Consider the following 25,497-nt stretch of genomic DNA (forward strand, 5'->3'; position numbering starts at 1 on the left):
TTATGACCGAAAACTGATCACTGCTTACTGATCACTGTTTACCTCCCCATCATGGAGATCAACGCCAGGACCCAGCTCTGCGGACTGCTCGGCAATCCGGTCGAGCATTCCCTCTCACCGGCCATCCACAATGCAGCCTTCCAAAAACTGGGTCTGAACTTCGTCTACCTCGCCTTCAAGGTCGAGGACCTCGACGGCGCCGTCCGCGGCATCCGGGCACTGGGCAACCTGCGTGGATTCAGCGTGACGATTCCCCACAAGGTGGCGGTCATGCCGTTCCTCGACGAGGTGGAGCAGACGGCCAAGCACATCGGCTCGGTCAATACGATCCTGGTGGAGCAGGGAAAACTGACCGGCTACAACACGGACGCCTCGGGCGCGTTGCGGGCCTTGCAGAGCGGGGGCGTTTCGCTCAAGGGCAACCAGGTCCTGCTGGTCGGCACGGGGGGTGCCGCCCGCGCCATCGCCTTCGCACTGGCGGCCACCAAGGAAGTCGGCGGGTTGATCCTGCTGGGCATCGACGAGAAGGAGCGGCTCAAGCTGGCGGAGGATTTGCGGGACCGGACCAAGCTGAATGTCGAATCTGTCCCCCTCACGGACCAGACGCTCCGCAGCGGCATCAAGAACTCGCAGGTCCTCATCCACAGCACGCCGATCGGCATGCATCCGAAGGTGGATGAGACCTGCATTCCCGCCTCCTTGCTCGCTCCGCACCTCACGGTCATGGACATCGTCTACAACCCGTTGGAGACCAGGCTGCTGCGCGAAGCGAAGGCCGCCGGTTGCCGGACGATCAGAGGCCTGGAGATGTTCCTGCACCAGGCGGTGGCCCAGTTCGAACTCTGGACCGGACAGGCGGCCCCCGTAGAGGTCATGCGGTCGGTCCTCGAGTCCCGGTTCTCCTGATGCAACGCGCGCTCCCGATCTTGTCGCTTCAGGCCGCACGCTTCACGTTTCACGCTGTCTTATGAATATCGTTCTGATCGGCTACCGTGGCACCGGCAAAAGCAGCGTGGGGAGGCTCCTGGCGGAACGATTGGGCCGGCGGGTGATCTCCACCGACGCGGAAGTGGTCCGGCGGGCCGGTCTGCCCATCCCTGAAATCGTCAGGCAGTCGGGCTGGGAACATTTCCGGGACCTGGAGTCGGACGTCTGCAGGGACTTGGCCGGCCAGGACGGGTTGATCATCGACACCGGCGGGGGCGCCGTCTTGAGACCGCAGAATGTGGCCCGGCTCAAAACCCATGGGACGCTCGTCTGGCTGACGGCCGAGGTGGCGACGATCGTCGCGCGCATCGGCGGGGATAATCAGCGCCCGTCGCTGACCGGCACCAAGTCCTTCACCGAGGAGGTCGAGGAGGTGCTGCGCGAACGGAAGCCGATCTACGAAGCCGCCGCCGACCATGTCGTCGGCACGGACGGGCGATCGCCCACCGACATTGCGGACGCCATCCTCGCCCGGCTCTGAGCCGCCGAAACCCCGCCCGGAGTTGAACTCGTGTTTTCTCCATGCTATGCTTTTTTTGCAATTCATCGCTGCGGGGCCGAGTGATGGAAAGCCAGGCAGAGTGGCCCTGACCCGACGTTGGCTTGCGAGCGGAAGCCGGCCGGAATGCTGAGTGACCTGATGGTGCAGATCGTCGCGCCCCTTGTCGCCTCTCCCTCTTCCCTCCGAACCCTCTCGACGAGACAATGTCACCAGCCGTGGAGGTAGCCGTGGGTACAAAATTGTATGTCGGCAGTCTTCCTTATTCCACCACCGAACAGGAACTGAGCCAGCTCTTTTCCCAGCACGGGACCGTGCAATCGGCCAAGGTCATCACGGACCGCTATACGGGCCAGTCTCGGGGATTCGGGTTCGTGGAGATGGCCACGGGCGAAGAAGCGCAGAAAGCCATCACCGCATTGAACGGCACCGAGCTCGGCGGGCGGACGCTGGTCGTCAATGAGGCCCGGCCGCAAGAGAAGCGCTCCTTCGGCGGAGGAGGCGGGGGCGGGGGCGGCGAGAGCCGGGATCGCTGGTAAGCCTCACAGGCTGCAGCGACATTGCTGATGGTGGTGATCTTATGGAGGGGCCGCCCGATCCTTCGCGGCCCTTCCTGTTCCATCCGAGAATAAGGTAGTCCCCGAGCACACGAAACCTGCTATCCTGCCCACCTGTGCGCCACTAGCTCAATTGGATAGAGCATCGGACTTCGGATCCGAGGGTTGGGGGTTCAAGTCCCTCGTGGCGCACCAATACGTTCCTGCAGGTCGTTCCGCGCAGGCCCTCGCAGGCCCATCCGATTTTGATGCTTGCCCCGGCTGTCCTTCCATCCTAAATCACTGCTCGCTCTGCCCGTCCCGCTGATGGCCCCCGGTTTGCAGCTGGGCGGACAGGCGACGGGGTTTGGCTTGTTTCGGTCACTATGCTATTCTGCATCTGCGCGCCTGGCGCAGGGAGCGCAGGGATGGTGTGCGTCGCCGGGAGTTATAAATCGGCAGGTTCAAGTCGGTCCGGGCATGCATGGCTGATGGAACGAGAAGGGGCGTCACGTTGATCGGTGGGTTCATTACCAGAGGCGGCGGCGCGTTGCTGGGACTGGCCTTGGCCGTTCTCTGCACAGGCTGCGGTTACCAGTACCGCTGGGCGGCCGTGGACGGAGACACGCCGGCGCTGGTCGCGCAACTGGACGCCGGATTGGACGTCAACACCCGCACCACCCTGTTGGGCACGCGCCTGCTTACCCTCGCCGCCGCTCACGGCCACATGGACACGGTGCAAGCCCTGCTGGAGAGAAAGGCCGACGTGAATGCCGCGGATATCACCGGCTGGGCGCCCATCCACGCCGCCGCCTACGGGGGCAAGCCGGAGATCGTGCAATTGCTCCTGGACCATGGCGCAGCGATCCCGCCGTCCAATTGGTATACGCCGAGCCCCTTGGCGCTGGCGGAAATGCTCGGGCACACGGAAACCATCGACCTGTTGAAGAAGGTCTCTCCGGCCAAGGACAAGCGATAGCCTTGGCAACGGCCGGCGCAGGGCCGTGCGAACGGCGCGGAGAATCCCGAAGGGCTTGGCGAAGGACGTGGCCATGGGGTGTGAACCAGGGAGGCAGCTATGATGAGCGTGGTGGTGCTGGCCGCAACCTTATGGGTCTGCCCCGGGAACGTCTATTCGAACGAGCCGAAGGAAGGCTGCAAGCCCTTCCAGGAATCGAACAAGGAAGGCTTCAGCACGGTGCCGGAGCCTCGCTTCGAGACGGCACCGGCCGACGCGAATCCACCGGCGCCCAACCAGCCCCAGGTCCAACCGGAACCGTCCCGCACGCAGCCGGCCCCGTCCACCAATTCGGAGCTGTGCGCGCTCTACGCCGAATACCTGCAGCTGACCATGAAAGTCTCCGGAGGCCAGCTCGGCAACGAGTCGGAAGACCTGAACCGGTATGAACAGCTGCGCAATATCTTCGGGATGAATACCCGGCCCAACTGTCCGTGAGGGGAATCGCCATGACGACACGTATCGGCCTGGTTGCGTTGCTCTTCGCCTGGTTGGCTCTGGCCGTGCCCGCCCAGGCAGCCCTCGACCGGGAGAAGCTGCTGAGCGACCCCGGCGTCTATGGAACGTTTGCCGTCTTCAAAGTGGACGAAGACTGGTGGAAGTTGGACAAAGCGGCGCGGGCTTCGGCGACGGCGGAGGTGAAGGCCGTGTTTCAGAAGCACGGCGACCATGTCGCAGCCGACACCTATTTGCTCCGGGGGCTGTCGGAACGGGCGGATTTTTTCGTCCGCCTCCATTCCACCGAGCTGCTGCACAACCAGAATTTTCTCGTGGACCTGATGGGGACGGGGCTCGGCAAGTATCTGGCGAACACCGCCACGTTCAACGGCCTGACCAAGAAGGCCAACTATGTGCCGGCGTTGCCCGACGATCTCAAGGCCACGTTGAAAACCCCGCCCGATCCCGGTCCCAAGCCCTATGCGATCGTCGTGCCGATCCGCAAGGACGCAGACTGGTGGCAGGCCTCCCAGGATGAGCGCAACGCGATGATGAAGGAGCACACCGAGGCCTCGATCGCCTACCTGAAAACCGTCAAACGCAAGCTCTATCACGCCAGCGGGCTGGACGACCTCGACTTCATCACCTACTTCGAAACCGCCAGGCTGGACGACTTCAACAACCTGATCATTGCGCTGGAGCGGGTGAAGGAGAACCGCCACAATCGACAATTCGGGCATCCCACGCTGCTCGGTACCGTCCGCCCGCTGGATGAGATCCTGGACATTCTGACCCGGTAGACCGGGCGCTTTCCTCGTTACGCCGGACGGGGATTGTTCTCGGCCCGCCCCTTGCGCTATCCTGCCTCAGATTTTTCGCGCCCCATTCAGCACGCACAGCACGGAGTTGTTCCACGATGCCACAGACCGCGCAACAAGCAGCCGAATCGGTGTTCACCCTGTTTTCCCCCACCCTCTCACCGGCCGCGCTGGAGGAGTACGGAGTCGAAGCGACCGCCGACCAGCGGCCTCAGATCACCCGAGAAATCCTCTCCCTGAACCTCTTCTGGGCCCACCATGCCTTGCTGAGCGTGTTGTCCAAGGTCGAGGGGGAACGGGTCTTCGACGAACTGTGCCGGTACGTCCGCGCCGCCTGGGAAACGATGCTCGGCTTGGAACAGTCGGCATTGGCGGGATACTTCGAGGAAGCGGCGGAGCGCCGTTCCCTGTACGATCAGATCGTCCAGGAGGGCGGCAGTCCGATCGCGGTCTTCACGGAAACGGCGGCGATGGCGGAATCGGACGGCACGATCCAACCGGAAGATCGCCAGAAGTTTCTCGCGTTCCTGATCGATCTGATTCCGGTGGAGGCGATCGGGGAGACGGTGGAGGGGCTCGACCTGACGCACAAATAGCCGGGCACCGCTATAAGTACCGATGCTCGCGGACGGCGCCGGTCGCGTCGAACTCGTAGAGCAGGGGCGCGCCGGTCGGAATATTCAGCTCCAGGACTTGCTCCTTCGTCAGCCGATCCAGGTGCATGACCAGGGCCCGCAAGCTGTTCCCATGGGCGGTGACGATGACGGTGCGCCCGGCGAGAATCTGCGGCCAGATCTGTTTTTCATAGTAGGGAAGGGCCCGCTCCGCCGTGTCCTTCAAGCTTTCTCCGCCCGGCGGACGCACGTCGTAGCTGCGCCGCCAGATCTTCACCTGCTGCTCGCCATATTTCTGCGCCGTCTCGGCCTTGTTCAGCCCCTGCAAATCCCCATACATCCGTTCGTTCAGCGCCTGGGCCTGCTCGGTCGGCACGTTCGTCTGGCCGGTGATCTCCAACACGATGCGCAATGTGTCGATCGCCCGTTTCAGGACCGACGTGTAGGCCCGGTCGAACCGAAAGCCTTTCAGCTTCTCCCCCGCTGCGCGGGCCTCCTGCTCGCCCTTGGGCGAGAGGGGTACATCCACCCAGCCCGTAAAGCGGTTTTCCAGATTCCACTGCGATTCTCCATGCCGCAACAAGACCAATCGGGCCATCTGCATACCTCCACGTTGAGCGAGCTAGAGAATACGAAATCGACGAGCCATGTCAAGCGGCCTGCTTAATATCAGTTCTAGTGAGGAAGCCCAAAACTCCCAAAGACATTATATTTACTCTATCTGCATTCGAAAAAGTGCCAAAACCATTTCATTTATCGACACTTGTGCAACTCAATTATGAATAATGTCAACTGAGTACCTTCCACCAATATTAGAGTTTAATATTCCATTTGACATGTTGATTGAGAAGCCTATACTTAGGCGCAAAAGAGCTTAACTTAAGAGGGTTATTATGTTACGTAAAATGAGAGTTTCGAGTTGTGTTATCGTTCTGTTTTCAATTAGTGCTAGTGGTTGCTGGCCGTGGTTTAGCGGTGGGGAGAACCAACAAGGAATTTGTGGTGACGGTCGACAGCCAGTTGATATTGAACAAGTAGCCCTTAAATACGATCGGATGGGGTTCAGCATTACGGGGAGCTGGCAAGGAATTGCGGTTACTGTTGGGGTCAAGCCTGAACAAGTTCAAAAAATACAAGAAACCACCCAGAACTGGAATGAATATATCAAGGGAGCCGCATTAGCCCATAATGGTTGCTCAGGCGCTAGAGATAGATTTGGAAAACTCTTAGAGCGGTATGACGCCCTGAAGAAATCGAAAGAGCTTCTCGTTGAGCTGATCAAGTCGATTCCCGCCAATGAAAATGCGTCACCTGAATTGCAAACTAGGCTCAAGGAAGGATTTGACAACTATTTCAAGCTGGTAAATCAACCTGTATAAGACAGCCAGACTCTAACGAGGCAGGCTATGAAACAGAGAATCGCACCTTTAGGGCTAATGGGTGTCCTTATATTGTTGTGTATAACCACGGTCGAAGACCAGGCTGAAGCGGCACTCTTTGGATCAAATCAAATTTGCGGCGACAGGCTCGAGATCGATACAAGCTATCTCGTTATTAACTACAGCTCCACGAATGTGGCAGTAGAATTACCGTTTTTCCTTCAGGTAAAAATAGGCCCTCAAAAGCTTCAAATATTGCATGAATCAACTCAGAATTTTAATCAGTACGTGTTAGCCAAGGCGCTTGCTCACAATAGCTGCTCTTCTCTGAAAGATGAGTTTTCCCATGCAATTGACAGGTACAACAATATCAAAACCACCCACGGTATTTTAACTTCGTTAATTGCACAACTCCACAAAGATGGCTTAAGTGGTAGTGAAGAAGTTCAACTTGTCGAGGCTTTTAATAAATACTTCGAGAGCTTAATCCGATTAGTTTATGAAAAAATGCCTGAGCCTGTTCTGTCTAGGTCAGTATTAGAATTCAAAGGCGGGCGCTTGGTAGATGTATTCACACTGACGAACTTAGGCAATGAAGACCTGTCCTGTGCCCCCAGCTTCCCTCGGTCTTTCTTAGTTTATAGCCCCGACGGGCGTAAAGTTTCCGCTGCAATTCCACCGAGAGACGAGCGGAGTCTCGTAGCACAACTAGCAGATCTTACAGAATTGCCAAAGGACTCTGGCCCTATAGTTGTTCAAAAAGCCAACTTCACCTGTAACAGCAAATTAAATCCGCAGATAAGCTTGGACCTTAAGGTGATGAAAGATGACATCAAAAGCTACGTCATAAACGTTGGATTACGTAGCAATTCATCAAATCCATCGGATATCAAGAACTTCATGGTCGAAGGAGTCTTTGACGCTGAGCGTTCCGCTATAGCTTCAAAGGTCTCAGATGCGGGAGCGCAACTTGGGTGGGGCCAACTGCAATTGTCAGTTGGCAATACGCAAGCTGCCCTTGCATCGTTTGATGGGATTAGTTCAGATGCTGGCAAACTCCTGGCAACTACGGTTAATTCTCAGAAAGCCATAGGTAATTGGGGGACCCTGGCACAGGAGAAGGTAGGAATAAGCGAGTCCGCCAAGCCTTTCAAATTTTTAAACCAAATATCTTCTGAGGCTAAAAAATGAACTGCTGACTAACTTCTCCCCCCGCGCCTTGCAATCATCCCCCTCCCTCGCTACCATGCCGCCATGGAATCCCCACAAGCAACGCCGGAGCCGCCCTGGCAGGACATCGAGCGCTGGTGGGTCGGCATGGCGCAGCGCCTGGGTGTCGCCGAGCGGGGGCAGGTCTTTTTCAAGAACGCCCTGGGTCCCGGCAAAGTGCTGGCGCGGGCGGACACAGTCGGCGGCGATGTCCACTACGTTCTCTTTGTGCTGCTGCGCTACTGGATTCCGCCGGTCCTGCCGCCTCCGGGCCGCGAGCGGACGGCCAAACACGATCAGGACTACTGGCTGGAATCGCAGGAGATTCTCAAGACCGCCGTGGTCCGTCTGCGCGAGCTCAAACCGCTGATCGAGCTGTTGACCGCGGGCAATCCGCTGGCAGAAGCAGCCTCACCCGATACGCATGCGACCAAGCCGGTCGTGGAGGTGGAGCTGGCGAGCATGCTGGAAGGGATCGCGGAAGTGGCGGGGAGCTACGGAGGGCCGGACTATACCTCGGTCATCAAGAACTTCGACCCGATCCCGTTGCGGCAGACGCAGCCCTTCAAACACAATAAGAAAAACAGCGCGGAGCTCTGGGTCCTGTTCCTGCTGCGGGAGCATTTCCGGGAACGGGGGCTGGGCAAGGACCGCTACTGGCCGCTGATCGCCGAGGTGGCCGCTGCGGCCGGCATCCACCAGCCATCCGGCATTCCCTACCAGGCGGACGAACTCAAATCCTGGTGGCAGAAAAACTGGCCCCGCACCTACACGATGCTGGAGCAGAAAAGCACCGCGGCCGAACCCTCCGGCACAGCCTACAAGCACGATTTCGAATGGTTTCGGGCTTGGTTTCAGTGGCAGCTATCCCACCCGTCCCAGCTATAGCCGAGCGTCGGCATCGCACATCAGGATTCCAGCGACGCGCGGCTCCGTGGAACCGGCTTCAGCGGCGGGAGCTTGGTTCCCTCCGACGGTCCTTCCTGATAGGCCTTGATCAACAGGGCGAACATGAGGATGTGCAAGGCCACCCCGACCCACACGACGTAGGGCTGGACGCCGCCCAAGTCCTTCAACGACTGCTCCTGCGCCCGGCCGCCCAGGCTGGCCTTCTCCTTGATGATCGCCACATGCTCCCGCACATGCCAGTAATAGATGTAGTTGGCGCTCGCGCCGGCCATGACACGCCAGACGACGCCGACCGTCAGATCGCCGGTGAAGTAGGCCGAGAGGACGGGGCCGATCGCGTAGACCGCCGCATACAGGTACATCTTCCGGTAGAGAAACCAGAGGAACGGATCGAAGAGGAAGGCCGGCCAATGCCAGGTCAGGGTGAACCGCGGTTCGCCGCTGCCGGTGAACTTGCGGAACTGCTCCAGGTACCGGTCGGCGTTCTGTCCGATGAAGGAGCGCCAGAGTTGCTGCTCGTCCAGGATCGGCGGAGCAGGTTTCTCCGCCGGCTGGTCCGTCGATGGCGCCGGTTCTTCCGCGAACAACGCACCGCATTGCGAGCAAAAGCGCGCGTCATCGGGGTTCTGTTGCTCGCATTGTGCGCAGGGTTTCATCCCCTGAGCTTATAACACTCTTGCTCAAAGCTCACAAGGGTGTCGCCGGCTCGTCTCGGTGAAATTCCTCAATAGGGAGAAGGAGATACGGCATTCCGGCAGGGAGTTTCATATTGCGTTCGGCGCCATCGATATGCTACGTTCTTTGAATTCTCTCGAGCTTGGAACGACATGCCGACCGACCTACTGCAAGAGGATGAAGCCCGCTACCTGATGCACACCTATGCCCGCTGGCCGGTCTCCATCGTCCGCGGCCGCGGGTGCAAGGTGTACGACCTGGAAGGACGCGAATATCTCGACTTCGTCGGCGGCATCGCCGTCAATCTGCTGGGGTATTCGCACCCGGATCTGGTCGCGGCCATCCAGAAGCAGGCGCAGCAACTCCTGCATGCCTCCAACCTCTATTACACCGAGCCGCAAGTAAAGCTGGCCAAGACGCTGGTGGACCATTCCTTCGCCGACAAGGTGTTTTTCGGCAACAGCGGCGCCGAGGCGAACGAGGCGGCGATCAAGCTGGCGCGCCGCTATGCCCATCTGAAGTATGGCCCCGACCGGTTCGAGATCGTGACGATGCAGCAGTCTTTTCACGGCCGCACCATGGCGACGCTGACCGCCACCGGCCAGGAGAAAGTGCAAAAGGGGTTCGAGCCGCTGCTGCCCGGCTTCACCTACGTACCCTTCAACGATCTGGCGGCGGTCGAACGGGCGCTGAGCCCTGCCACGGCGGCGGTGCTGCTGGAGCCGGTGCAAGGGGAGGGCGGGGTCCGCGTGGCCGACCGGGCCTACTTGCAGAGACTGCGCGAGTTGTGTCGCCAGCGGGACATCCTGCTGATCTTCGACGAGATCCAGACCGGCATGGGCCGCACCGGAACCCTGTTCGCCTACGAACAATTGGGCGTCGCGCCGGACATCATGACCCTCGCCAAGGGGCTGGGCGGCGGCGTGCCGATCGGCGCCTGCCTGGCGACGGACCCGGTGGCCGCAGCCTTCACGCCCGGGACCCATGCTTCCACCTTCGGCGGGAACCCCCTGGCCTGCGCCGCCGCCCTGGCGGTCTTCGAGGTTTTGCTGGAAGGCAAGGTGTTGGAGCAGGGGCGACGCATGGGGGAGTATTTGGCCAAGGGGCTGAAGGACATCGAAGAGCGGCTCCCCGTCGTGAAGGAGGCGCGCGGGCTCGGACTGCTGCAGGGCCTGGAACTCACGATCGACGGCAAGCCCGTCGCCGCGGACTGTCTGGCGCGCGGCCTCCTGATCAACTGCACGGCGGAACGGGTGCTGCGGTTCATTCCGCCCCTCATCATCGCCCAACGCGAGATCGACCGGTTGCTGGAGACCCTGTCCACGGTCCTCAGCAAGCGGGTCTAGCCGGCGGCACGATACTCACTTTCGCGCAAGACCGTTACAATCGATAACCATGGAGAGCGGGTCGGTGTTTTCACGAAGAGCACAGACAGGAAAGCGGAGGGGGCCCCGTGGGCTTCGATCGGCTCTGTCGAACGGAAGCGGGCCGTCGGAAGGCAAGGACCTGTTGACGGTGGCGGCGATCCCGGCCGCAGGCGTCACCCGCCTGCTCGCGCTGGCCGCCAGGCTCAAAACCCTGCGGCGGCGACGCGCTTTGCATCAGCCCCTGCGCGGGATGACGCTGGGCCTCCTGTTCGAGAAACCCTCCACGCGCACGCGGGTCTCCTTCGAAGCCGGGATGAGCCAGCTCGGCGGGCAATCGCTGTTTCTCTCCGCGGCGGACATCCAGCTGTGCCGCGGCGAAAGCATCGCGGATACGGCCCGCGTGCTCTCCCGCTATCTGGACGGGCTCGTGATCCGGACCTATGACCATGCGATCGTCGAGGAGTGGGCGCGCGAAGCCACCATCCCCGTCATCAACGGGCTGACGGACCTCTGCCACCCCTGCCAGGCGCTGGCGGACCTGCTGACGATCAAGGAACGGAAGGGCCGGTTGCGCGGCATCAAGCTCGCCTACGTCGGGGACGGGAATAACGTGGCCAATTCGCTGATCGAAGCCGCGGCCCAAACCGGGATGGCGATCAGCCTGGCCTGTCCGAGCGGCTACGAGCCGGATCCGCGGATCGTCAAGGAGGCGCGCGCCGCGGCCGCCGGCACCGGCGCCTCGATCGAGCTCGTCCGAGACCCCCTGCTGGCGGTCAAGGAGGCCGACGTGCTGTACACCGACGTGTGGATCAGCATGGGACAGGAACGGGAACAAAACCGGCGCGTGAAGGAGCTGGCCCCGTACCAACTCAACGAACGCCTGGCCAAAGAGGCCAAGCCGGACGCCATCGTCATGCACTGCCTGCCGGCGCACCGCGGGCAGGAGATCACGGCCGGCCTGCTCGACGGCCCCCAATCCGTCGTGCTGGACCAGGCGGAAAACCGGCTGCACATGCAGAAAGCCATTTTGGTCGAATTGCTTTCCGGGCGCGGAGCCATGGACTCGGGACACTAGGCATTGCCGTTTCGCGCCTCGCGCCCCACGGAGAAAGAAAAAGACATGAAGCATCGCAAGATCAACAAAGTCGTTTTGGCCTATTCTGGCGGTTTGGACACGTCCGTGATCCTCCGATGGCTGCTGGAAACCTACGACTGTACGGTCGTGGCCTTCTGCGCCGATCTGGGGCAGGGGGAAGACCTCAAAGCCGTGAAGGCCAAGGCCCTCGCAGTCGGCGCCTCGAAAGTCTACGTCGAAGACCTGCGCGAGACCTTCGTCAAAGACCATGTCTTCCCGATGCTGCGGGGCAACGCGGTCTACGAAGGCACCTATCTGTTGGGGACGTCGATCGCCAGGCCTTTGATCGCCAAGCGGCAGATCGAGCTGGCGCACAAGGAAGGGGCCGATGCGGTGTCGCACGGCGCGACCGGCAAGGGCAACGACCAGGTCCGGTTCGAGCTCACCTACATGGCCCTGGACCCGCGGGTGCGGATCATCGCCCCCTGGCGCGAATGGACGATGAAGTCGCGGCGCGAGTTGATTGAGTACGCGGAAAAATACGGGATTCCGGTCACCGCCACCAAAGCCAAGCCGTACAGTACGGACCCGAACCTGTTTCACATCAGCTACGAAGGCGGCATTCTGGAGGACCCCTGGGCGGCGCCGCCAGATGAAATCTTCCAGTTGACGGTCTCGCCGGAGAAGGCGCCGAACAAGCCCCGCTTCGTCGAGATCGAGTACAAGCAGGGGGACCCGGTGGCGGTGGACGGGAAGCGCATGAGCCCGGCCACGCTCCTGGCCCATTTGAATCGCCTGGGCGGCGAGCACGGGGTCGGACGGGTGGACTTGGTGGAGAATCGCTACGTGGGCATGAAGTCCCGCGGCGTGTACGAAACGCCGGGCGGCACGATCCTGCATGCGGCGCACCGGGGCTTGGAATCCTTGACGCTGGACCGGGAAGTCTTGCACCTGCGGGACAGCTTGATCCCCCGTTACGCCGAGCTGATCTACTACGGCTACTGGTATGCCCCGGAGCGGACGATGTTGCAGACCGCCTTCGACGAGGCGCAGAAAGACGTGAGCGGCACGGTTCGCGTGAAGCTCTACAAAGGCTCCTGCACGGTGGTGGGTCGGAAGTCGGACCGGTCGCTCTACCGGCTGGACCTGGCCACGTTCGAAGAAGACGAGGCCTATCGCCAGAAGGACGCGGAAGGATTCATCCGCCTCAGCGCCCTGCGTCTGGCGATCCGGGCCCAGCGGCGAACGAAGCAACGATAAGCAAGGCTAAGCGTGAGAAAGAAGAAACTCGCGGCTAAAGCAGGAAAGCTCTGGGCCGGCCGTTTCACGGAGCGGACCCACAAGTTGGTGGAGACCTTTACCTCCTCGCTGGCCTTCGATCGCCGCCTCTTTGCCCACGACATCGAGGGCAGCATCGCTCATGCGAAGACGCTGGGGAAAGCCGGGGTCCTGACGGGCCGGGAAGTCTCGGCCATCCTGCGCGGCCTGGCAGCCGTGCGGACGGAATTGGAGAAAAGCCGTTTTCCTTTCGTCCCCCAGGACGAGGACATTCACATGGCCATCGAACGCCGGCTCACGGAACTGATCGGGCCGGTAGGCGGCAAGCTGCATACGGGCCGGAGCCGGAACGACCAGGTGGCTTTGGATCTGCGGCTCTACCTGCGGCAGGAACTCGGCCGGCTGCTCGAAGGCGTGACGCAACTCCAACGGTCGCTCGTCGGGCAGGCGCGCGCCCACCAGGACGTGGTCATGCCCGGCTACACGCACTTGCAACGCGCCCAACCGGTGCTGCTCGCCCATCACCTGCTGGCCTACGTGGAGATGCTGGAGCGGGACAAGGGACGCCTGCGCGATGCGCTGGCGCGAGCCAACGTCATGCCGCTGGGATCCGGCGCGCTGGCCGGCAGCAATTATCCGGTGGACCGGGCCTACACGGCCAAGCTCCTGGGGTTCCCCCGTGTCACGGAAAACAGCCTGGATGCGGTCTCCGACCGGGATTTTGCGATCGAAGCCCTGGCGGCCCTGGCGCTGGTCATGATGCACCTGTCGCGGCTGAGCGAAGAATTGGTCCTCTGGTCCTCGCAGGAATTCCGGTTCGTGGACCTGCCGGACGCCTTCTGCACCGGCAGCAGCATGATGCCGCAGAAGAAGAACCCGGATGTGCCTGAATTGGTCCGCGGCAAGACCGGCCGCGTGTACGGACACTTGCTGGCGTTGCTGACGACGATGAAAGGGCTGCCGCTCAGCTACAACCGCGACCTGCAGGAAGACAAGGAAGCCCTGTTCGACGCCCTGGATACGGTCGCCGCCTCGGTCGAGGTCCTGGCCGCCCTGCTCAAGGGACTCACCGTGAACCGCAAGATCCTGGCCGGGTCGGTCAACTCCGGCTACTTGCTGGCGACCGAGTTGGCCGATTATCTGGTGACGAAAGGCCTGCCGTTTCGCCAGGCCCATGCCGTGACCGGCCGCGTCGTCCGGGCTTGCCTCGATCGCAACCGGGACTTGCGCGACCTGACGCTGGCCGACTTGCGGTCCTTCTCGGACCGGTTCGGGAAGGACGCGCTCGCCGTGCTGACGGTCACAGGCGCCATCGAACGGAAAGCCCAGGTCGGCGGCACCGCGCACAAGCGGGTCGCGGCCCGGATCAAGCAGTGGGAGCAGTCCTTGCGATGAGGCGCGCGTTCCTGATCGGCGCCCTGTGGCTCGCAATCCTGTCGGGCTGCGGGACGGTCGGACCGCCGATTCCCCCGGAGGACATCGGCGTGGCCGCCAAGCTGGAGAAGGAAAAGGCCAGGGCCAAGCTGCAACCGCCGCCGGAGAAGGACAAAGACGAGGATCGCCCGGAGGATGAAGAGCAGCAGTTGTCGCTCCCGAGGTGAGACGGTGCGTCGGGAGCCAGGATCGGGGAATGAGGATCGAGCATGACCGACTTTCACTACAAGAACGGGGAACTCCACTGCGAGGACGTGGCGCTCAGCCGGATCGCCAAGGAGCTGGGCACGCCTTGCTATATCTACAGCCACGCCGCGCTGATCCGGCACTTTCGGGCCTTCGACAACGCGTTCCAGAGCGTGCCGCACATCGTGGCCTTTGCCATGAAATCCAATTCCAACATCGGTCTCCTGCGGCTCATGGCCAAAGAGGGGAGCGGCGCGGACATCGTGTCGGGCGGGGAACTGTACCGGGCGCTGAAGGCCGGGGTGTCGCCGGCCAAGATTGTCTTTGCCGGCGTGGGAAAGAACCGGGAGGAGATCCGCTATGCCCTCTCGACGGACATCCTGATGTTCAACGTCGAGTCGTCGGCCGAACTGCGCGCCATCGACGAGGTGGCGGCCGAGATGGGGTGCAAGGCCCGCGTGGCGTTGCGGATCAACCCGGACATCGATCCCAAGACCCATCCCTATATTTCCACCGGCCTCAAGAAGAGCAAGTTCGGCATCAGCGCGGACCGGGCGCTGGAAGAGTTCAAGTTGGCCTCCTCGCTCAAGCACATCGAGGTCGTCGGGGTCCACAAGCACATCGGCTCGCAGTTGACGGACATCACGCCCTTCGTGGACGCGCTGAAGAAAGTGCTGGGGCTGGTGGAAGCGCTGAAGGCGCAGGGCTCGAACATCCGCTATATCAACATCGGCGGCGGCCTGGGCATTACCTATTCGGACGAGGTGCCGCCCCAGCCCCACCATCTGGCTGAAGCCATTGCGCCGCTGGTGCGGGATCTCAAGTGCATGCTCATCATGGAGCCGGGCCGCGTTATCGTCGGCAACGCCGGGATTCTGATGACGCGCGTCCTGTACAACAAAGAAGGCGAGGCCAAGCATTTCGTGATCGTGGACGCGGCCATGAACGACCTGATCCGCCCCAGCCTGTACGGGGCCTACCACGAGATCAAGCCGGTGCGCGAAGCGACGGGCGCCAAAAAGCATCAGGTCGACGTGGTGGGGCCGGTCTGCGAATCGGGAGACTTCCTGGCCAAGGACCGGGCCATGCCGGACGTCAAGCCGGGCGACCTGCTGGCGGTGATGAGCGCCGGCGCCTATGGATTCGTGATGTCGTCGAATTACAATTCCCGGCCCCGCGTCCCGGAGGTGATGGTCAAGGGCGGGGAGATCCACGTGATCCGGTCGCGGGAAACTTACGAGGACCTGATCCGCGGCGAAGCCATTCCGGAGTTTTTGCGATGAGCAGCTGGCGAAGGAGGGCGGCGGGGGTGAGCGCATCCAGAAAGACCGAACAACCGATTCCGTTCATGAAATTGTCCGGCAGCGGCAACGACTTCATTCTGGTGGACAACCGGAAGAAGGTGGTGCATCCGCGCCGCGCCAGTGCGCTCGCCGCCAAGGTCTGCGCCCACCGCATGTCCGTGGGCGGCGACGGATTGATCCTGATCGAGCCGTCCAAGCGGGCGGATTTCCGTTGGCGTCTGTTCAATGCGGACGGGAGCGAGGCGGAATTCAGCGGCAACGGCGCGCGCTGCGCCGCCCGGTTCGCGTTCCTCAAGCGGATCGCCCCCAAGAAGATGCGGTTCGAGACCCTGGCCGGGATGATCGAAGCAGAGATGGTCGCGGCCGCCCCCGGGCGCAAACCCGAGGCCGTCAAGGTTCGCTTCCCGGACCCGCAGGGGCTTCGGCTCAACCTCCGGGTGCCGATCGAAGGGACCGAGCGCGAGGCGCACTTTCTCGATTCGGGCGTCCCCCATTGCGTATACCTCGTGGACGATCCGGACCAGGTCAATGTGGTAGGCATCGGCCGGCCCACCCGCTACCATGCGCTGTTTCAGCCGGCCGGCGCCAACGTGAACTTCGTCAAGGTCCTGGACCCGCACCGCATCCGCATCCGGACGTACGAGCGGGGCGTGGAGGACGAGACCCTGGCCTGCGGGACCGGCTCCATCGCCTCGGCCCTGATCGCCAGCCTGGTGGCGAAGGTGGAGTCGCCGGTGACGTTGATCCCCCAGAGCGGGTTGGAGCTGACGGTGTATTTCTCGCGGCGCAACGGGTCGTTTACGGATGTCTACTTGCAAGGAGACGCCAGGGCGGTGTATGAAGGGCGCATTCTTCCGGACGCTTGGCAGTGACACGCCATCAGATATCAGCCCTCAGCTGTCAGCACAGGATCAAGCGCTGATCGCTGAAAGCTGACAGCTTCTTTTGCGAGGTTGTTATGTTTACCGGCTCACATGTAGCCATCGTCACCCCGTTCCGCAAGGGGCGGGTGGATGAGAAAGCCCTGGGCGACCTGATCGAGTTTCAGATCGCCAATGGGACGAACGGGATCGTGCCCTGCGGCACCACCGGCGAATCGGCCACCCTGTCCCACGAAGAGCATGACCGGGTTGTGGCGTTGACGGTCGAGGTGGTCCGCCGGCGCGTCCCGGTGATCGCCGGCACCGGTTCCAACAGCACCGACGAAGCCATCATGCTGACCAAGCACGCCAAGGCGGCCGGAGCCGACGGGGCCCTGCTGATCACGCCCTACTACAACAAGCCGACGCAAGAGGGACTGTTCCTCCATTACAAAGCCGTGGCCGAGGCGGTGGACATTCCCATCATCCTCTACAACATCCCGGGAAGGACCGGCGTGAACATGGCGCCGGCCACCGTGGCGCGGCTCGCCAAGATCCGCAACATCGTCGCGACCAAGGAAGGGGCCGGGTCGCTCCCGCAGGTCTCCGAGATCATCCAGGCGTGCGGGGGCCGGATGACGGTGCTGTCGGGCGACGACGCGCTCACGCTCCCCATGATGGCGGTAGGCGCCAAGGGCGTCATCACGGTGACCGCCAACATCGCCCCGGCCGACATGTCGGCGATGGTGGCCGCCTTCCTGGCCGGCAGGCAGGAAGAAGCCAGGTCGTTGCACTACAAGCTGTATCCCCTGTTTACGGCGCTGTTCTTCGAGACCAATCCGATTCCCGTGAAAACCGCGCTGGCCATGATGGGGAAGATCGACGGCGAACTCCGCCTGCCCTTGTGTCCGATGTCGGCGGAACCGCGCGAGAAGCTGGCCCAGGCCATGAAAGATTACGGGCTGATCTGACGATCGACGAAACGAGGCGAGAGATGATCAAAGTCATTGTGGCGGGAGCGGCGGGCCGGATGGGCGGGCGGCTGGTCTGCCTGCTGAAGGAATCCGCGGCGCTCACGCTGGCCGGCGCCATCGAGAGCAAGGGCCATGTGTCCATCGGGGAGGATGCCGGCGAGGTGGCCGGCTGCGGCCACAGCGGCGTGACGATCCGCGACGACTTCGCGGCCGTCATGGAACGGGGCGAGGTCGTGATCGACTTTTCGGCCCCCGCCGCCACGCTGGAACACTTGCGGGCGGCGGCCCAGTCCCGCCGGGCCATGGTGATCGGAACCACGGGGTTTTCCTCCCAGGAACTCGCCGAGCTCCGCAACCTGGCCAAATCCATCCCCTGCGTCTTCTCGCCGAACATGAGCGTGGGCGTGAACATCATTTTCAAAGCCATCGCGGAGATGGCCAAGACCTTTGGCGAGGATTACGACATTGAGGTCATCGAGGCCCATCATCGCTTGAAGAAAGACGCCCCCAGCGGGACCGCCCTCAAGATGGCCGAGGTCCTGGCCAAGGCCGTGAACCGGGACCTGGAGCAGGTCGGCGTCTATGCCCGCAAGGGGCTGATCGGCGAGCGTAAAAAAGGGGAGATCGGCATCCAGACGATCCGGGCCGGAGACATCGTGGGGGACCACACGGTCTTGTTCGGCGGCATGGGCGAGCGGGTGGAAGTGACCCATCGGGTGCAGAGCCGCGACACGTTTGCGCGGGGCGCGCTCCGCGCGGCCCGCTGGGTGGTCAAGCAGCCGCCCGGGCTCTATGACATGATGGATGTGTTGGGGCTGCGGTAAGGTTCTTGCTCGCCATGAAAAAGAAACGGGAGGAGCTGCACGCAGCCCCTCCCGTAGATCCCATCTCGAATTGACCCCATTCAACCCTTCGGAAGCAGCATATACATCCCGAACACAATGATCGGGGCTGCCACGTACATGGTTTTCTTGCCGAAGACGTCGTAGACCCCGTACATCAGGATCACCGTGATGAATGTGAAATAAATTTGGGCGATCCCTTTATAGCTGCCTCCGGCCCCTTCCGCCAACGCCAACGTGGGCGTCCCCACCAGCGCCATGCCCGCCACCCATCCGAGTAGTCGCCTCATGTCCCTGCCTCCTTTGTGAGAAGGTTGCGCCGCAGAAACAACAACGCCTTCACAGGTCGCAGAAACCCGCGAAGGCGCACCAACATGGCCGCGATTTGTCTATGAGTGCGGAATGAGAACGGCTGTCGGCCTACCCCGGTTCCATACGGGCCCTCCGACTGTGTGAGTGCCACACAGCTTGCGCTTGACTGGAATAAATGTCAACCGGATCATCGAGGCAAGGAGTGGCATCGATGATGCGGGCCGGAAACCCCTCCTTTGCTTGACACCTCTTCAGGCCTGACCTAGGCTAACCTGCGACTGCATCGTCAATGGGCGCCCGCGTTCCCGTCGTATCAACGAGAAGGAGGACTCCATGACCCGGGCTCGACGGATACTCGTTCTTCCCTTCGCCCTTCTCGCCTCATTGGCGATGGCTCAACCCTCCGAAGCTCAGGAGGCCAACCCCGCTCATGATCTGGACGCCATGCAGAAACGGCTCGGCGAGGTGCAAGGTAAAAACACCATGCCGGCCAAGGAGGGGCTCAAGCGGCGGGACCTCAAAGGACAGGCCCTGTCCCAGCAAGCCGAGCCGGAGGGGCTGACGCCCGAGCAGAAGAAAATGTACGAAGACCTCCAGCAGCAACTGCAGCAGATCAAAGAAAACCGCGCGAAAAGCGATGCGGCGCTGGAGGAGCTGATGAAAGGGGAGGCGGGACGATGACCGGGGGGCGCAGGGCGTTCACAGCCGGAGTCCTGCTGATCCTGGCGGGGTTCATGACGTTGACGGACGTCCGGGGAGCCTCGCTGGCCGGGCTGGCCAAGGAACAGGGAAACGGGTCCCGCTTCACGATGCACTCGCAGGGGAGCACCTTCGACCTGAACGTCGGGCTGGTGAAGGTGGACCCCGCCGCCTCGCGCGCGGTGATCGAGGTCTATGCCGCAGCCCAGTTGTCCGATCCGCTTTGGCAACAATTCACGCTCGATGTCAAAGGCGATCGTCCGGCCGTCGAGTCCGGGTACATCCAAGTCGGCGACAAGGCCCCCATGACCCTTCCCAAGCAGTACCTCTCCGGCGTCGGTAGCCTGGATGTCAGCCTCTTTCTCCTTTCGGAATCGGACCTCCGAACCGGAACGACCCGCGACCTGAAGAACATTGGGCAGGAGACCATCACCACCCCGGCGGGCGCGGTGCAATGCAGCCACTACCGGGTGGAGAAGGCCGGTCAAAAACTGGATGTCTGGGTCAGCGACGAGGCCAGGCCGGTCGGATTGGTTCGGATGCAGTCCACGGGCAAGCAGAAAGAGGAGAACTATGATCTCGAGCTGCAGGAGCTGCTGTCCGGAGTGGCGCCCAAGATTGATCCGGCCAAGGCGAGGCCCCTCAGCGAGGAGATGAAGAAGCTCCTCGCCAAGCGTTGAATCGGTGAATCAGGCGGCAATCAGCCCGGCGTGACGGATTGGTCCAGCGATGGGGGCAGGGTCTGCCCCGACACCGTAGTGCCGCAGGCATGACACTGGACCAGGGACCGGAGTGGGTCATAGCTGATGAGCTGATAGCACTCGGGGCAGCAGACAAGCCGGGTCCGCGGCACGGTCGCGACTTTTGTAATGACGGGTTTCATCGAGTTCTCATCCTACCGCTTCTATCGTAACCCTGCCTGATTTTCAGACAATTTCCGGACGCCCTGCTTGAAGACAGAGCCATCCCCCGGCAGACAGAGATACCTCTGCCCTACGAGGGAGGGAACGAGTAAGTCTGGCCTGGGTCAGTGCCGAGCCGTTAAGGGCCGGGGTTCGTTATCCACGGCTTTCCGACGCCCACAGTTCAGGCAGGCAAAAACCGTGATGGCGAGGCCGGCATCCATGTCCACCGCTCGTTCCAGCAGCATGGCGCCATTGCATTTATCGCAGGTTCTCATGTCCACAAGGTAACATTGGTCAAGCAGGCTGTCTATCGGTCGGAAGCCCCCACAAGAAAGGGCAAAGGGCCTCCTGTCCCAAGCCGGCCATGGGTCCTTCGGGCCCTGGGCGCATAGGCTAAAATCGGGCTGGCTTCAAGCCCCTGTCGTTTCGGCTGTCTTGACAGGCTGCAGGGGGTTCCATAGGATGGACGCGCTGCAGACGTTCAGGCCCTTGGTCGGCGCCATTTGCCGGCCCGTGAGAATCGAGGCAAGAAGGCTGTATGTACCGACTGTTGCTCGTTGTAGGACTGCTGGTGGTCTTGTACTTCCTCTTGCGCAGCGCGATCCGGGAGCTGAAGGGAAAGAACGGACAGGAGCCGGCGCTACCGGGCAACAACGAGATGCTCCAGGATCCCGTGTGCCGGACCTATGTGCCCCGCGGCAACGCCGTTTCCGCCAGCATCGGGGGCCAGACCTATTACTTTTGCAGCCAGGACTGCGCGCAGACCTTTCGGAAACAACTGGCCGGGTAAATCCGGACCCTGTCCTGCTAACAACCAGAATAGCTGTACGAACTCAGCTTCTCGTCTTTTCCGAACTTCAGGGTAATCTGACACTGGTTGGGGGAAACGCTGAAGAGGCCGCTCTGGCTGCCCGCGATGCGAAAATAGGTCCAGGTTTCTCCGCCAAAAAACCGCGGCGCCTTCCCGCTGGGGTCGCCCCAATTCTTCTCGAACCAAGCCTTGTCCTTGCCTTCGAACTCGGCCGGCTTCAGAGTGGCATCCAGGTACGGATTCCCTCCGCCGCACCCGATCAACAACGCGAATGCCAGCAGCAACCCGATCGTTCCCCGCATGGTGCCCCGTCCTCCTTAACCCCGTGAATCACGCCGAGGTGATTGTACCGGCCGGCCGGGACCCTGTCAAAAGACCCGACGAACCCGCCCTCGTTGCTTTCGGCTTCAGTTGTTCATAGAATAGCCGATACAGGGAAGTGGATGGGAGCGGCTTGCCCCGCGCACGAAAGGATGTCGTTATGAAAATCTATCTCGATACCGCCAGCGTCAAGGAAATCCACGAAGCGGCCAGCTTCGGACTCATCGACGGAGTGACGACGAATCCCTCGTTGGTGGCCAAAGAAGGCCGCAGCTTTAAAGACGTGATCCACGAAATTTGCAGCCTCGTGGACGGCCCCATCAGCGCCGAAGTCGTGAGCGTCGAGGCCGACGCCATGATCAAAGAAGGGCGCGAGCTGGCCAAGATTCACAAAAACATCGTGGTCAAGATTCCGCTCATTCCCGAAGGGCTCAAGGCGACGAAGAAGCTGGCCTCGGAAGGCATCCGGGTGAATGTTACGCTCTGCTTCTCGCCCACCCAGGCCCTGCTGGCCGCCAAGGCCGGCGCCTGGTGCGTTTCTCCGTTCATCGGCCGGCTGGACGACATCAGCTCGGACGGCATGGCGCTCATTCGGCAGATTCTCGCAATCTATCGCAACTACGATTTCAAAACCCAGGTACTCGTCGCCAGCGTGCGGCATCCGCAGCACGTCGTCGAGGCGGCCCTGGCCGGCGGGCATATCGCCACGATGCCCTACAGCGTATTCCAGGCGCTCTACAAGCACCCGCTCACCGACAGCGGGCTGAAGAAGTTCTTGGCGGATTGGAACGCCAGCCCGGCGGGCAAATAACGAGTCCCTCAGTGGCCGGGCAGGCAGGCGCGGGCCTGCTTGAACACCGAGTGGAACATCGGTCTCGTCAGCTTGCCGGTGAAGGTATTCTGCTGGCTCGGATGATAGGATCCGATGAGGGTCACACCCCAAGGCAGGGGGTAGCGGACCCCGTGGCCGAAGCGAAGCGCGGGGGACGGGATCTGATCCCCGAGCTCGCGGCAGGCCTTCAGATACTGGTCGAACGCGATTTTTCCCAACGCCACGACCACGCGTAGCTGCGTCAGCAGGCGCAACTCCTCCAACAGATAGGGCCGGCAAGCCTCAAACTCGTCGGGAGTCGGCTTGTTGCCGGGCGGGGCGCAGCGCACCGCCGCCGCGATGTAGCAATCCGCCAGCGCCAGCCCGTCCCCCTTGTGCGTCGACTCAGGCTGATTGGCGAACCCGAACCGGTGCAACGCCTCATAGAGCCAGTCGCCGCTGCGATCGCCGGTGAAGACCCGACCGGTGCGGTTGCCCCCGTGGGCGGCGGGGGCCAGACCGACCACGAAGAGGCGTGCCTTGGGATCGCCGAATCCAGGGATCGGGCGGCCCCAATAGGTCCAGTCCCGGAACTGTCGGCGTTTCTCGCGAGCCATGGCTTCCCGATGCGCCACCAGTCGCGGACAGCGTCGACAGCCCACAATCTGCTCGTTGAGAAGCGTCAGGTTGCGCATGGGCGGGCAGTCTAGCATAGGCACGGGAATAGCGCTTGCCGCTCCTAGGGCTTCCTGTTAGCATGAGCCGCCTGCAGGGGGAACCTTGAACGAGGAGGAGGGCTGGATGGGACTTCGACTGATGGCGCTGTTCCTGGCCTGCCTCTCCCTCACCCTTGCGCTGGGCCGGCAACCGGCACAAGCGCAGCAGACAAGCGCGCCGTCTGACCCGGCTCCCCGCGACACCGTGTCTCCTGCCCCCTCGACGAACAAACCACCAGCGGCCGAACCGGACAATGTTCCGGCCGAGACCCTGTATCCCAGCCCCGACGCGGAAGACCGGCTCGTGATCCTGCCGGAAATCAAGCGCGAGGGAGAACGGCGCTTCTTGAGCTCGTTCAAACTCCCGGACAAACTGGTGTTTGCCGGTGAAACCGTGCCGCTGGACAACTGGCAGGTGCGCGAACGGCTCGAATACGAGTTCTACCAGTTCCTGGAAGACGAGGGCGACAGTATCATCCTGGCCAAACGCACCGGCCGTTGCTTTCCCCCCGTGGAGAAACAGCTCGCCGAGTCCGGCCTCCCCGACGACCTGAAGTTCATGCTGCTCGTGGAGAGCAAATGCGTCGCCGCGGCCTATTCCAAGGCCAAGGCGTCGGGTCCCTGGCAGTTCATCGGGTCCACCGGCAAACGCTACAAACTGAACAGCAATCAGTGGCGGGACGATCGGCGGAACCTGGAAATGTCCACCGAGGCGGCGATCAAGTACTTGCGCTTCCTCAAACAGGATCTGGGCGACTGGTTCCTCGCCATGGCCGCCTACAACGCGGGCGAGGACCGAATCAGGAAGCTGCTCAAGGAACAGCGCGTGGACGACTATTGGAAACTCCACTACGTGCGGGAGACGATGCGCTACGTGCCCCGGATCATCGTCGCCAAGGAGATTTACAGCCAGCCGGAGAAATATCTCGGCCTGACCAAGAAGGACCTCTATGCGCCGCTGGAACTGGAAACGGTCACCGTCACGATCAAGGAGCCGCAGCGGCATCTGGCCCTGATTGCGAAGGAATTCGGCTCGTACTTCCTGGAGGTCAAGATGCTCAACCCGGAGATCCGCAAAGAATACCTGCCCAAAGGCACCCATCAGCTCAAAGTCCCCAAGCAAGACTGCCCCAACCGCTGCTTCAAGCAAGACAAAACTCCCTAAACGCATGCGCTCGGCCACCAGGCAGTCGCCTCTCCCGTGGACGGTGAACCGTCTGTTGGACCGTCTGATCCGCGCCGCCCTGGCCGCAGCGGACCCGAAACTCGCCGTGCGCCGGACCGTGAAGCGGAGCGGCCCTGTAGTGCACGTCGATGGACGGTCGTACGACCTGCGCGCCTATGATCGTGTCGTGGCGGTGGGCGCCGGCAAGGCCTCGGCTCAGATGGCGGTGGCATTGGAACGCTGTTTGGGCGGTCGCTTGGAAGGCGGCCTGGTCGTCGTCAAAAACGGGTACGCCGCGGGCACTAAAACCATCCGGGTGCTGGAAGCGGGCCATCCGGTCCCGAATCGGGCCGGGCAGCAAAGCGCGGCCCGCTTGATGGCACTCGTTCACAACTGTTCCGATCGGGACCTGGTCTTTGTGTTGCTGTCGGGCGGAGCCTCCAGCTTGTTGCCCGCTCCGGCCGCCGGCCTGACTCTTGCGGACCTTCAACGGACAACCTCGCTGTTGCTCGCCTGCGGGGCCTCGATCCAGGATATCAATACGGTCCGTAAGCACCTCTCGGCGCTCCAAGGAGGCAGATTGGCGGCGGCGACCAAGGCACGTGTCGTGAGCCTGATCCTGTCCGACGTGCCGGGGGACGACCTGGGCGCCATCGGCTCGGGACCGACCGCCCCGGATGCGACAACCTACGAGGACGCGAGCGAGATCTTGCGGCGGCACGAGATTTGGCGGTCCATCCCTGCCAAGGTTCGGACCCATTTGCTGGCCGGATGCAGAGGAGACCGGAACGAAACGCCGAAGCCCGGCGCGCCGCTGTTCCGCCGCGTGCAGAATCGGATCATCGGGAACAATGCTGGAGCCGTGCACGCAGCGGCGCAGGCAGCCAGGCAGGCAGGGCTCAATCCGTTGATCCTCACCACCAGACTGGTCGGAGAGGCGAAGGAGGCGGCCAAGCTGTTCGGCGCCATCGCGAAAGAGATCGCGGCCACCGGCAGGCCGATCCGGCGTCCGGCCTGTGTCATCGCCGGGGGCGAGTTGACCGTGACACGCAAAGGAACCGGCCGAGGCGGCCGCGCCCAGGAGTTTTCGCTGGCGGCGGCGATGGAGATCGCCGGGTTGCCCAACGTCTGGATAGCCGCCTTCGGAACCGACGGTACGGATGGGCCCACCGATGCGGCTGGAGCCTGCGCGAATGGTTTCACGGCTGCCCGAGCCACGCGACTCGGCGTCGATCCGGCAACCATGCTTGCCCGCAACGATTCTTACGGCTTCTTCAAGAAAATCGGCGGGCACCTGCGAACCGGCCCCACCGGCACGAATGTGAACGACCTCTATCTGTTGCTCGCCCTCTAGC

The 25,497-nt window shown here is 62.1% G+C and carries 31 protein-coding genes and 1 tRNA gene; 26 read left to right on the forward strand and 6 right to left on the reverse strand.

Annotation, left to right across the window (positions count from 1 at the left end):
• Positions 1-51: 51 nt before the first annotated feature.
• The 8 genes from EPO61_01680 to EPO61_01715 all read left to right on the forward strand — a co-directional run bounded on the left by EPO61_01680 (position 52) and on the right by EPO61_01715 (position 4,892).
• Positions 52-906 (forward strand): shikimate dehydrogenase, encoded by an 855-nt coding sequence (locus EPO61_01680; protein ID TAJ10546.1) that lies wholly within the window; start codon positions 52-54, stop codon positions 904-906.
• A 61-nt stretch (positions 907-967) separates the two neighbouring features.
• Positions 968-1,468 (forward strand): shikimate kinase, encoded by a 501-nt coding sequence (locus tag EPO61_01685; GenBank protein TAJ10547.1) that lies wholly within the window; start codon positions 968-970, stop codon positions 1,466-1,468.
• A gap of 248 nt (positions 1,469-1,716) precedes the next feature.
• Complete coding sequence (locus tag EPO61_01690; GenBank protein TAJ10548.1) at positions 1,717-2,025, forward strand: RNA-binding protein; 309 nt, start codon at positions 1,717-1,719, stop codon at positions 2,023-2,025.
• 136 nt (positions 2,026-2,161) lie between these two features.
• Positions 2,162-2,238, forward strand: a tRNA-Arg gene (locus tag EPO61_01695).
• Between the two features lie 268 nt (positions 2,239-2,506).
• Positions 2,507-3,001 (forward strand): ankyrin repeat domain-containing protein, encoded by a 495-nt coding sequence (locus EPO61_01700; protein TAJ10549.1) that lies wholly within the window; start codon positions 2,507-2,509, stop codon positions 2,999-3,001.
• A 99-nt stretch (positions 3,002-3,100) separates the two neighbouring features.
• Entirely contained in the window at positions 3,101-3,478 is a 378-nt protein-coding gene (locus EPO61_01705) for a hypothetical protein (protein ID TAJ10550.1), read from the forward strand.
• Positions 3,479-3,489: 11 nt separating this feature from the next.
• Positions 3,490-4,278, forward strand: coding sequence for a chlorite dismutase (locus EPO61_01710; GenBank protein TAJ10551.1), 789 nt, complete (start codon positions 3,490-3,492; stop codon positions 4,276-4,278).
• Positions 4,279-4,394: 116 nt separating this feature from the next.
• Positions 4,395-4,892 (forward strand): hypothetical protein, encoded by a 498-nt coding sequence (locus EPO61_01715; protein ID TAJ10552.1) that lies wholly within the window; start codon positions 4,395-4,397, stop codon positions 4,890-4,892.
• 10 nt (positions 4,893-4,902) lie between these two features.
• On the opposite strand, the gene EPO61_01720 is transcribed toward EPO61_01715, so the two are convergent.
• A complete protein-coding gene (locus EPO61_01720; protein ID TAJ10553.1) occupies positions 4,903-5,508 on the reverse strand; it encodes a 2,3-bisphosphoglycerate-dependent phosphoglycerate mutase in 606 nt (201 codons plus the stop codon).
• Positions 5,509-5,803: 295 nt separating this feature from the next.
• Here EPO61_01720 and EPO61_01725 point away from each other — a divergent pair, with 295 nt between their 5' ends.
• The 3 genes from EPO61_01725 (at position 5,804) to EPO61_01735 (ending at position 8,386) form a co-directional block, all read left to right on the forward strand.
• Positions 5,804-6,289: a hypothetical protein gene (locus EPO61_01725; protein TAJ10554.1), complete on the forward strand. Its 486-nt coding sequence runs from the start codon at positions 5,804-5,806 to the stop codon at positions 6,287-6,289.
• Positions 6,290-6,316: 27 nt separating this feature from the next.
• Entirely contained in the window at positions 6,317-7,480 is a 1,164-nt protein-coding gene (locus EPO61_01730; GenBank protein ID TAJ10555.1) for a hypothetical protein, read from the forward strand.
• A gap of 63 nt (positions 7,481-7,543) precedes the next feature.
• Positions 7,544-8,386: a hypothetical protein gene (locus EPO61_01735; GenBank protein ID TAJ10556.1), complete on the forward strand. Its 843-nt coding sequence runs from the start codon at positions 7,544-7,546 to the stop codon at positions 8,384-8,386.
• A 20-nt stretch (positions 8,387-8,406) separates the two neighbouring features.
• Here the strand turns inward: EPO61_01735 and EPO61_01740 are convergent, their stop codons facing one another.
• On the reverse strand, positions 8,407-9,063 hold the full coding sequence (locus EPO61_01740; protein TAJ10557.1) for a DUF2628 domain-containing protein: 657 nt from the start codon (positions 9,061-9,063) through the stop codon (positions 8,407-8,409).
• 171 nt (positions 9,064-9,234) lie between these two features.
• Here EPO61_01740 and EPO61_01745 point away from each other — a divergent pair, with 171 nt between their 5' ends.
• The 9 genes from EPO61_01745 to EPO61_01785 all read left to right on the forward strand — a co-directional run bounded on the left by EPO61_01745 (position 9,235) and on the right by EPO61_01785 (position 18,384).
• Positions 9,235-10,428 (forward strand): acetylornithine transaminase, encoded by a 1,194-nt coding sequence (locus EPO61_01745; protein ID TAJ10558.1) that lies wholly within the window; start codon positions 9,235-9,237, stop codon positions 10,426-10,428.
• Between the two features lie 49 nt (positions 10,429-10,477).
• On the forward strand, positions 10,478-11,524 hold the full coding sequence (gene argF, locus EPO61_01750) for an ornithine carbamoyltransferase (GenBank protein TAJ10559.1): 1,047 nt from the start codon (positions 10,478-10,480) through the stop codon (positions 11,522-11,524).
• A gap of 45 nt (positions 11,525-11,569) precedes the next feature.
• Positions 11,570-12,784 carry an argininosuccinate synthase gene (locus EPO61_01755; protein ID TAJ10560.1) on the forward strand — a complete coding sequence of 405 codons (1,215 nt, stop codon included), beginning with the start codon at positions 11,570-11,572 and terminating at the stop codon, positions 12,782-12,784.
• A gap of 12 nt (positions 12,785-12,796) precedes the next feature.
• On the forward strand, positions 12,797-14,197 hold the full coding sequence (gene argH, locus EPO61_01760; GenBank protein ID TAJ10561.1) for an argininosuccinate lyase: 1,401 nt from the start codon (positions 12,797-12,799) through the stop codon (positions 14,195-14,197).
• Entirely contained in the window at positions 14,194-14,403 is a 210-nt protein-coding gene (locus tag EPO61_01765; GenBank protein TAJ10562.1) for a hypothetical protein, read from the forward strand. Before argH ends, EPO61_01765 begins: the two co-directional genes overlap by 4 nt.
• Before the next feature lie 42 nt (positions 14,404-14,445).
• On the forward strand, positions 14,446-15,705 hold the full coding sequence (lysA, locus tag EPO61_01770; GenBank protein TAJ10563.1) for a diaminopimelate decarboxylase: 1,260 nt from the start codon (positions 14,446-14,448) through the stop codon (positions 15,703-15,705).
• Positions 15,702-16,598, forward strand: coding sequence for a diaminopimelate epimerase (locus EPO61_01775; GenBank protein ID TAJ10564.1), 897 nt, complete (start codon positions 15,702-15,704; stop codon positions 16,596-16,598). The genes lysA and EPO61_01775 overlap by 4 nt, the downstream gene beginning before the upstream one ends.
• A gap of 86 nt (positions 16,599-16,684) precedes the next feature.
• A complete protein-coding gene (locus EPO61_01780) occupies positions 16,685-17,557 on the forward strand; it encodes a 4-hydroxy-tetrahydrodipicolinate synthase (protein TAJ10565.1) in 873 nt (290 codons plus the stop codon).
• Between the two features lie 23 nt (positions 17,558-17,580).
• Positions 17,581-18,384, forward strand: a complete 804-nt coding sequence (locus tag EPO61_01785) for a 4-hydroxy-tetrahydrodipicolinate reductase (GenBank protein ID TAJ10566.1) — start codon at positions 17,581-17,583, stop codon at positions 18,382-18,384.
• 80 nt (positions 18,385-18,464) lie between these two features.
• Here EPO61_01785 and EPO61_01790 read toward each other — a convergent pair whose 3' ends face one another.
• Positions 18,465-18,692: a hypothetical protein gene (locus EPO61_01790; GenBank protein ID TAJ10567.1), complete on the reverse strand. Its 228-nt coding sequence runs from the start codon at positions 18,690-18,692 to the stop codon at positions 18,465-18,467.
• A gap of 355 nt (positions 18,693-19,047) precedes the next feature.
• Between EPO61_01790 and EPO61_01795 the strand changes: the two genes are divergently transcribed.
• A complete protein-coding gene (locus tag EPO61_01795; GenBank protein ID TAJ10568.1) occupies positions 19,048-19,395 on the forward strand; it encodes a hypothetical protein in 348 nt (115 codons plus the stop codon).
• Positions 19,392-20,093: a hypothetical protein gene (locus EPO61_01800; GenBank protein TAJ10569.1), complete on the forward strand. Its 702-nt coding sequence runs from the start codon at positions 19,392-19,394 to the stop codon at positions 20,091-20,093. The genes EPO61_01795 and EPO61_01800 overlap by 4 nt, the downstream gene beginning before the upstream one ends.
• Positions 20,094-20,113: 20 nt before the next feature.
• On the opposite strand, the gene EPO61_01805 is transcribed toward EPO61_01800, so the two are convergent.
• Positions 20,114-20,296, reverse strand: coding sequence for a hypothetical protein (locus tag EPO61_01805; protein TAJ10570.1), 183 nt, complete (start codon positions 20,294-20,296; stop codon positions 20,114-20,116).
• A gap of 560 nt (positions 20,297-20,856) precedes the next feature.
• On the opposite strand from EPO61_01805, the gene EPO61_01810 reads away from it, so the two are divergent.
• Positions 20,857-21,108 carry a YHS domain-containing protein gene (locus tag EPO61_01810; GenBank protein ID TAJ10571.1) on the forward strand — a complete coding sequence of 84 codons (252 nt, stop codon included), beginning with the start codon at positions 20,857-20,859 and terminating at the stop codon, positions 21,106-21,108.
• A 17-nt stretch (positions 21,109-21,125) separates the two neighbouring features.
• On the opposite strand, the gene EPO61_01815 is transcribed toward EPO61_01810, so the two are convergent.
• Entirely contained in the window at positions 21,126-21,431 is a 306-nt protein-coding gene (locus EPO61_01815) for a hypothetical protein (GenBank protein ID TAJ10572.1), read from the reverse strand.
• A gap of 179 nt (positions 21,432-21,610) precedes the next feature.
• Here EPO61_01815 and fsa point away from each other — a divergent pair, with 179 nt between their 5' ends.
• Positions 21,611-22,261: a fructose-6-phosphate aldolase gene (fsa, locus tag EPO61_01820; protein ID TAJ10573.1), complete on the forward strand. Its 651-nt coding sequence runs from the start codon at positions 21,611-21,613 to the stop codon at positions 22,259-22,261.
• An 8-nt stretch (positions 22,262-22,269) separates the two neighbouring features.
• Here the strand turns inward: fsa and EPO61_01825 are convergent, their stop codons facing one another.
• Positions 22,270-22,956, reverse strand: coding sequence for a uracil-DNA glycosylase (locus EPO61_01825; protein ID TAJ10574.1), 687 nt, complete (start codon positions 22,954-22,956; stop codon positions 22,270-22,272).
• Between the two features lie 106 nt (positions 22,957-23,062).
• Between EPO61_01825 and EPO61_01830 the strand changes: the two genes are divergently transcribed.
• On the forward strand, positions 23,063-24,142 hold the full coding sequence (locus tag EPO61_01830) for a lytic transglycosylase (protein TAJ10575.1): 1,080 nt from the start codon (positions 23,063-23,065) through the stop codon (positions 24,140-24,142).
• Between the two features lie 4 nt (positions 24,143-24,146).
• Complete coding sequence (locus EPO61_01835) at positions 24,147-25,496, forward strand: glycerate kinase (GenBank protein ID TAJ10576.1); 1,350 nt, start codon at positions 24,147-24,149, stop codon at positions 25,494-25,496.
• Position 25,497 lies beyond the last annotated feature (1 nt).

The sequence above is a fragment of the Nitrospirota bacterium genome, from assembly GCA_004296885.1.
Taxonomy (GTDB): domain Bacteria; phylum Nitrospirota; class Nitrospiria; order Nitrospirales; family Nitrospiraceae; genus SYGV01.

Bases quoted from the DNA above. Each gene is read 5' to 3' on its own strand.
- EPO61_01830 (TAJ10575.1), top strand. From the start codon at position 23,063: ATGGGACTTCGACTGATGGCGCTGTTCCTGGCCTGCCTCTCCCTCACC.
- EPO61_01715 (TAJ10552.1), top strand. From the start codon at position 4,395: ATGCCACAGACCGCGCAACAAGCAGCCGAATCGGTGTTCACCCTGTTT.
- argF (TAJ10559.1), top strand. From the start codon at position 10,478: ATGGAGAGCGGGTCGGTGTTTTCACGAAGAGCACAGACAGGAAAGCGG.
- EPO61_01735 (TAJ10556.1), top strand. From the start codon at position 7,544: ATGGAATCCCCACAAGCAACGCCGGAGCCGCCCTGGCAGGACATCGAG.
- EPO61_01785 (TAJ10566.1), top strand. From the start codon at position 17,581: ATGATCAAAGTCATTGTGGCGGGAGCGGCGGGCCGGATGGGCGGGCGG.
- EPO61_01775 (TAJ10564.1), top strand. From the start codon at position 15,702: ATGAGCAGCTGGCGAAGGAGGGCGGCGGGGGTGAGCGCATCCAGAAAG.
- lysA (TAJ10563.1), top strand. From the start codon at position 14,446: ATGACCGACTTTCACTACAAGAACGGGGAACTCCACTGCGAGGACGTG.
- EPO61_01765 (TAJ10562.1), top strand. From the start codon at position 14,194: ATGAGGCGCGCGTTCCTGATCGGCGCCCTGTGGCTCGCAATCCTGTCG.
- EPO61_01780 (TAJ10565.1), top strand. From the start codon at position 16,685: ATGTTTACCGGCTCACATGTAGCCATCGTCACCCCGTTCCGCAAGGGG.
- EPO61_01805 (TAJ10570.1), bottom strand. From the start codon at position 20,296: ATGAAACCCGTCATTACAAAAGTCGCGACCGTGCCGCGGACCCGGCTT.
- EPO61_01725 (TAJ10554.1), top strand. From the start codon at position 5,804: ATGTTACGTAAAATGAGAGTTTCGAGTTGTGTTATCGTTCTGTTTTCA.
- EPO61_01815 (TAJ10572.1), bottom strand. From the start codon at position 21,431: ATGCGGGGAACGATCGGGTTGCTGCTGGCATTCGCGTTGTTGATCGGG.
- EPO61_01680 (TAJ10546.1), top strand. From the start codon at position 52: ATGGAGATCAACGCCAGGACCCAGCTCTGCGGACTGCTCGGCAATCCG.
- EPO61_01825 (TAJ10574.1), bottom strand. From the start codon at position 22,956: ATGCGCAACCTGACGCTTCTCAACGAGCAGATTGTGGGCTGTCGACGC.
- EPO61_01800 (TAJ10569.1), top strand. From the start codon at position 19,392: ATGACCGGGGGGCGCAGGGCGTTCACAGCCGGAGTCCTGCTGATCCTG.
- EPO61_01700 (TAJ10549.1), top strand. From the start codon at position 2,507: ATGGCTGATGGAACGAGAAGGGGCGTCACGTTGATCGGTGGGTTCATT.
- EPO61_01810 (TAJ10571.1), top strand. From the start codon at position 20,857: ATGTACCGACTGTTGCTCGTTGTAGGACTGCTGGTGGTCTTGTACTTC.
- EPO61_01705 (TAJ10550.1), top strand. From the start codon at position 3,101: ATGATGAGCGTGGTGGTGCTGGCCGCAACCTTATGGGTCTGCCCCGGG.
- EPO61_01755 (TAJ10560.1), top strand. From the start codon at position 11,570: ATGAAGCATCGCAAGATCAACAAAGTCGTTTTGGCCTATTCTGGCGGT.
- EPO61_01835 (TAJ10576.1), top strand. From the start codon at position 24,147: ATGCGCTCGGCCACCAGGCAGTCGCCTCTCCCGTGGACGGTGAACCGT.
- EPO61_01740 (TAJ10557.1), bottom strand. From the start codon at position 9,063: ATGAAACCCTGCGCACAATGCGAGCAACAGAACCCCGATGACGCGCGC.
- EPO61_01685 (TAJ10547.1), top strand. From the start codon at position 968: ATGAATATCGTTCTGATCGGCTACCGTGGCACCGGCAAAAGCAGCGTG.
- EPO61_01710 (TAJ10551.1), top strand. From the start codon at position 3,490: ATGACGACACGTATCGGCCTGGTTGCGTTGCTCTTCGCCTGGTTGGCT.
- EPO61_01790 (TAJ10567.1), bottom strand. From the start codon at position 18,692: ATGAGGCGACTACTCGGATGGGTGGCGGGCATGGCGCTGGTGGGGACG.
- EPO61_01730 (TAJ10555.1), top strand. From the start codon at position 6,317: ATGAAACAGAGAATCGCACCTTTAGGGCTAATGGGTGTCCTTATATTG.
- EPO61_01745 (TAJ10558.1), top strand. From the start codon at position 9,235: ATGCCGACCGACCTACTGCAAGAGGATGAAGCCCGCTACCTGATGCAC.
- EPO61_01720 (TAJ10553.1), bottom strand. From the start codon at position 5,508: ATGGCCCGATTGGTCTTGTTGCGGCATGGAGAATCGCAGTGGAATCTG.
- EPO61_01795 (TAJ10568.1), top strand. From the start codon at position 19,048: ATGACCCGGGCTCGACGGATACTCGTTCTTCCCTTCGCCCTTCTCGCC.
- fsa (TAJ10573.1), top strand. From the start codon at position 21,611: ATGAAAATCTATCTCGATACCGCCAGCGTCAAGGAAATCCACGAAGCG.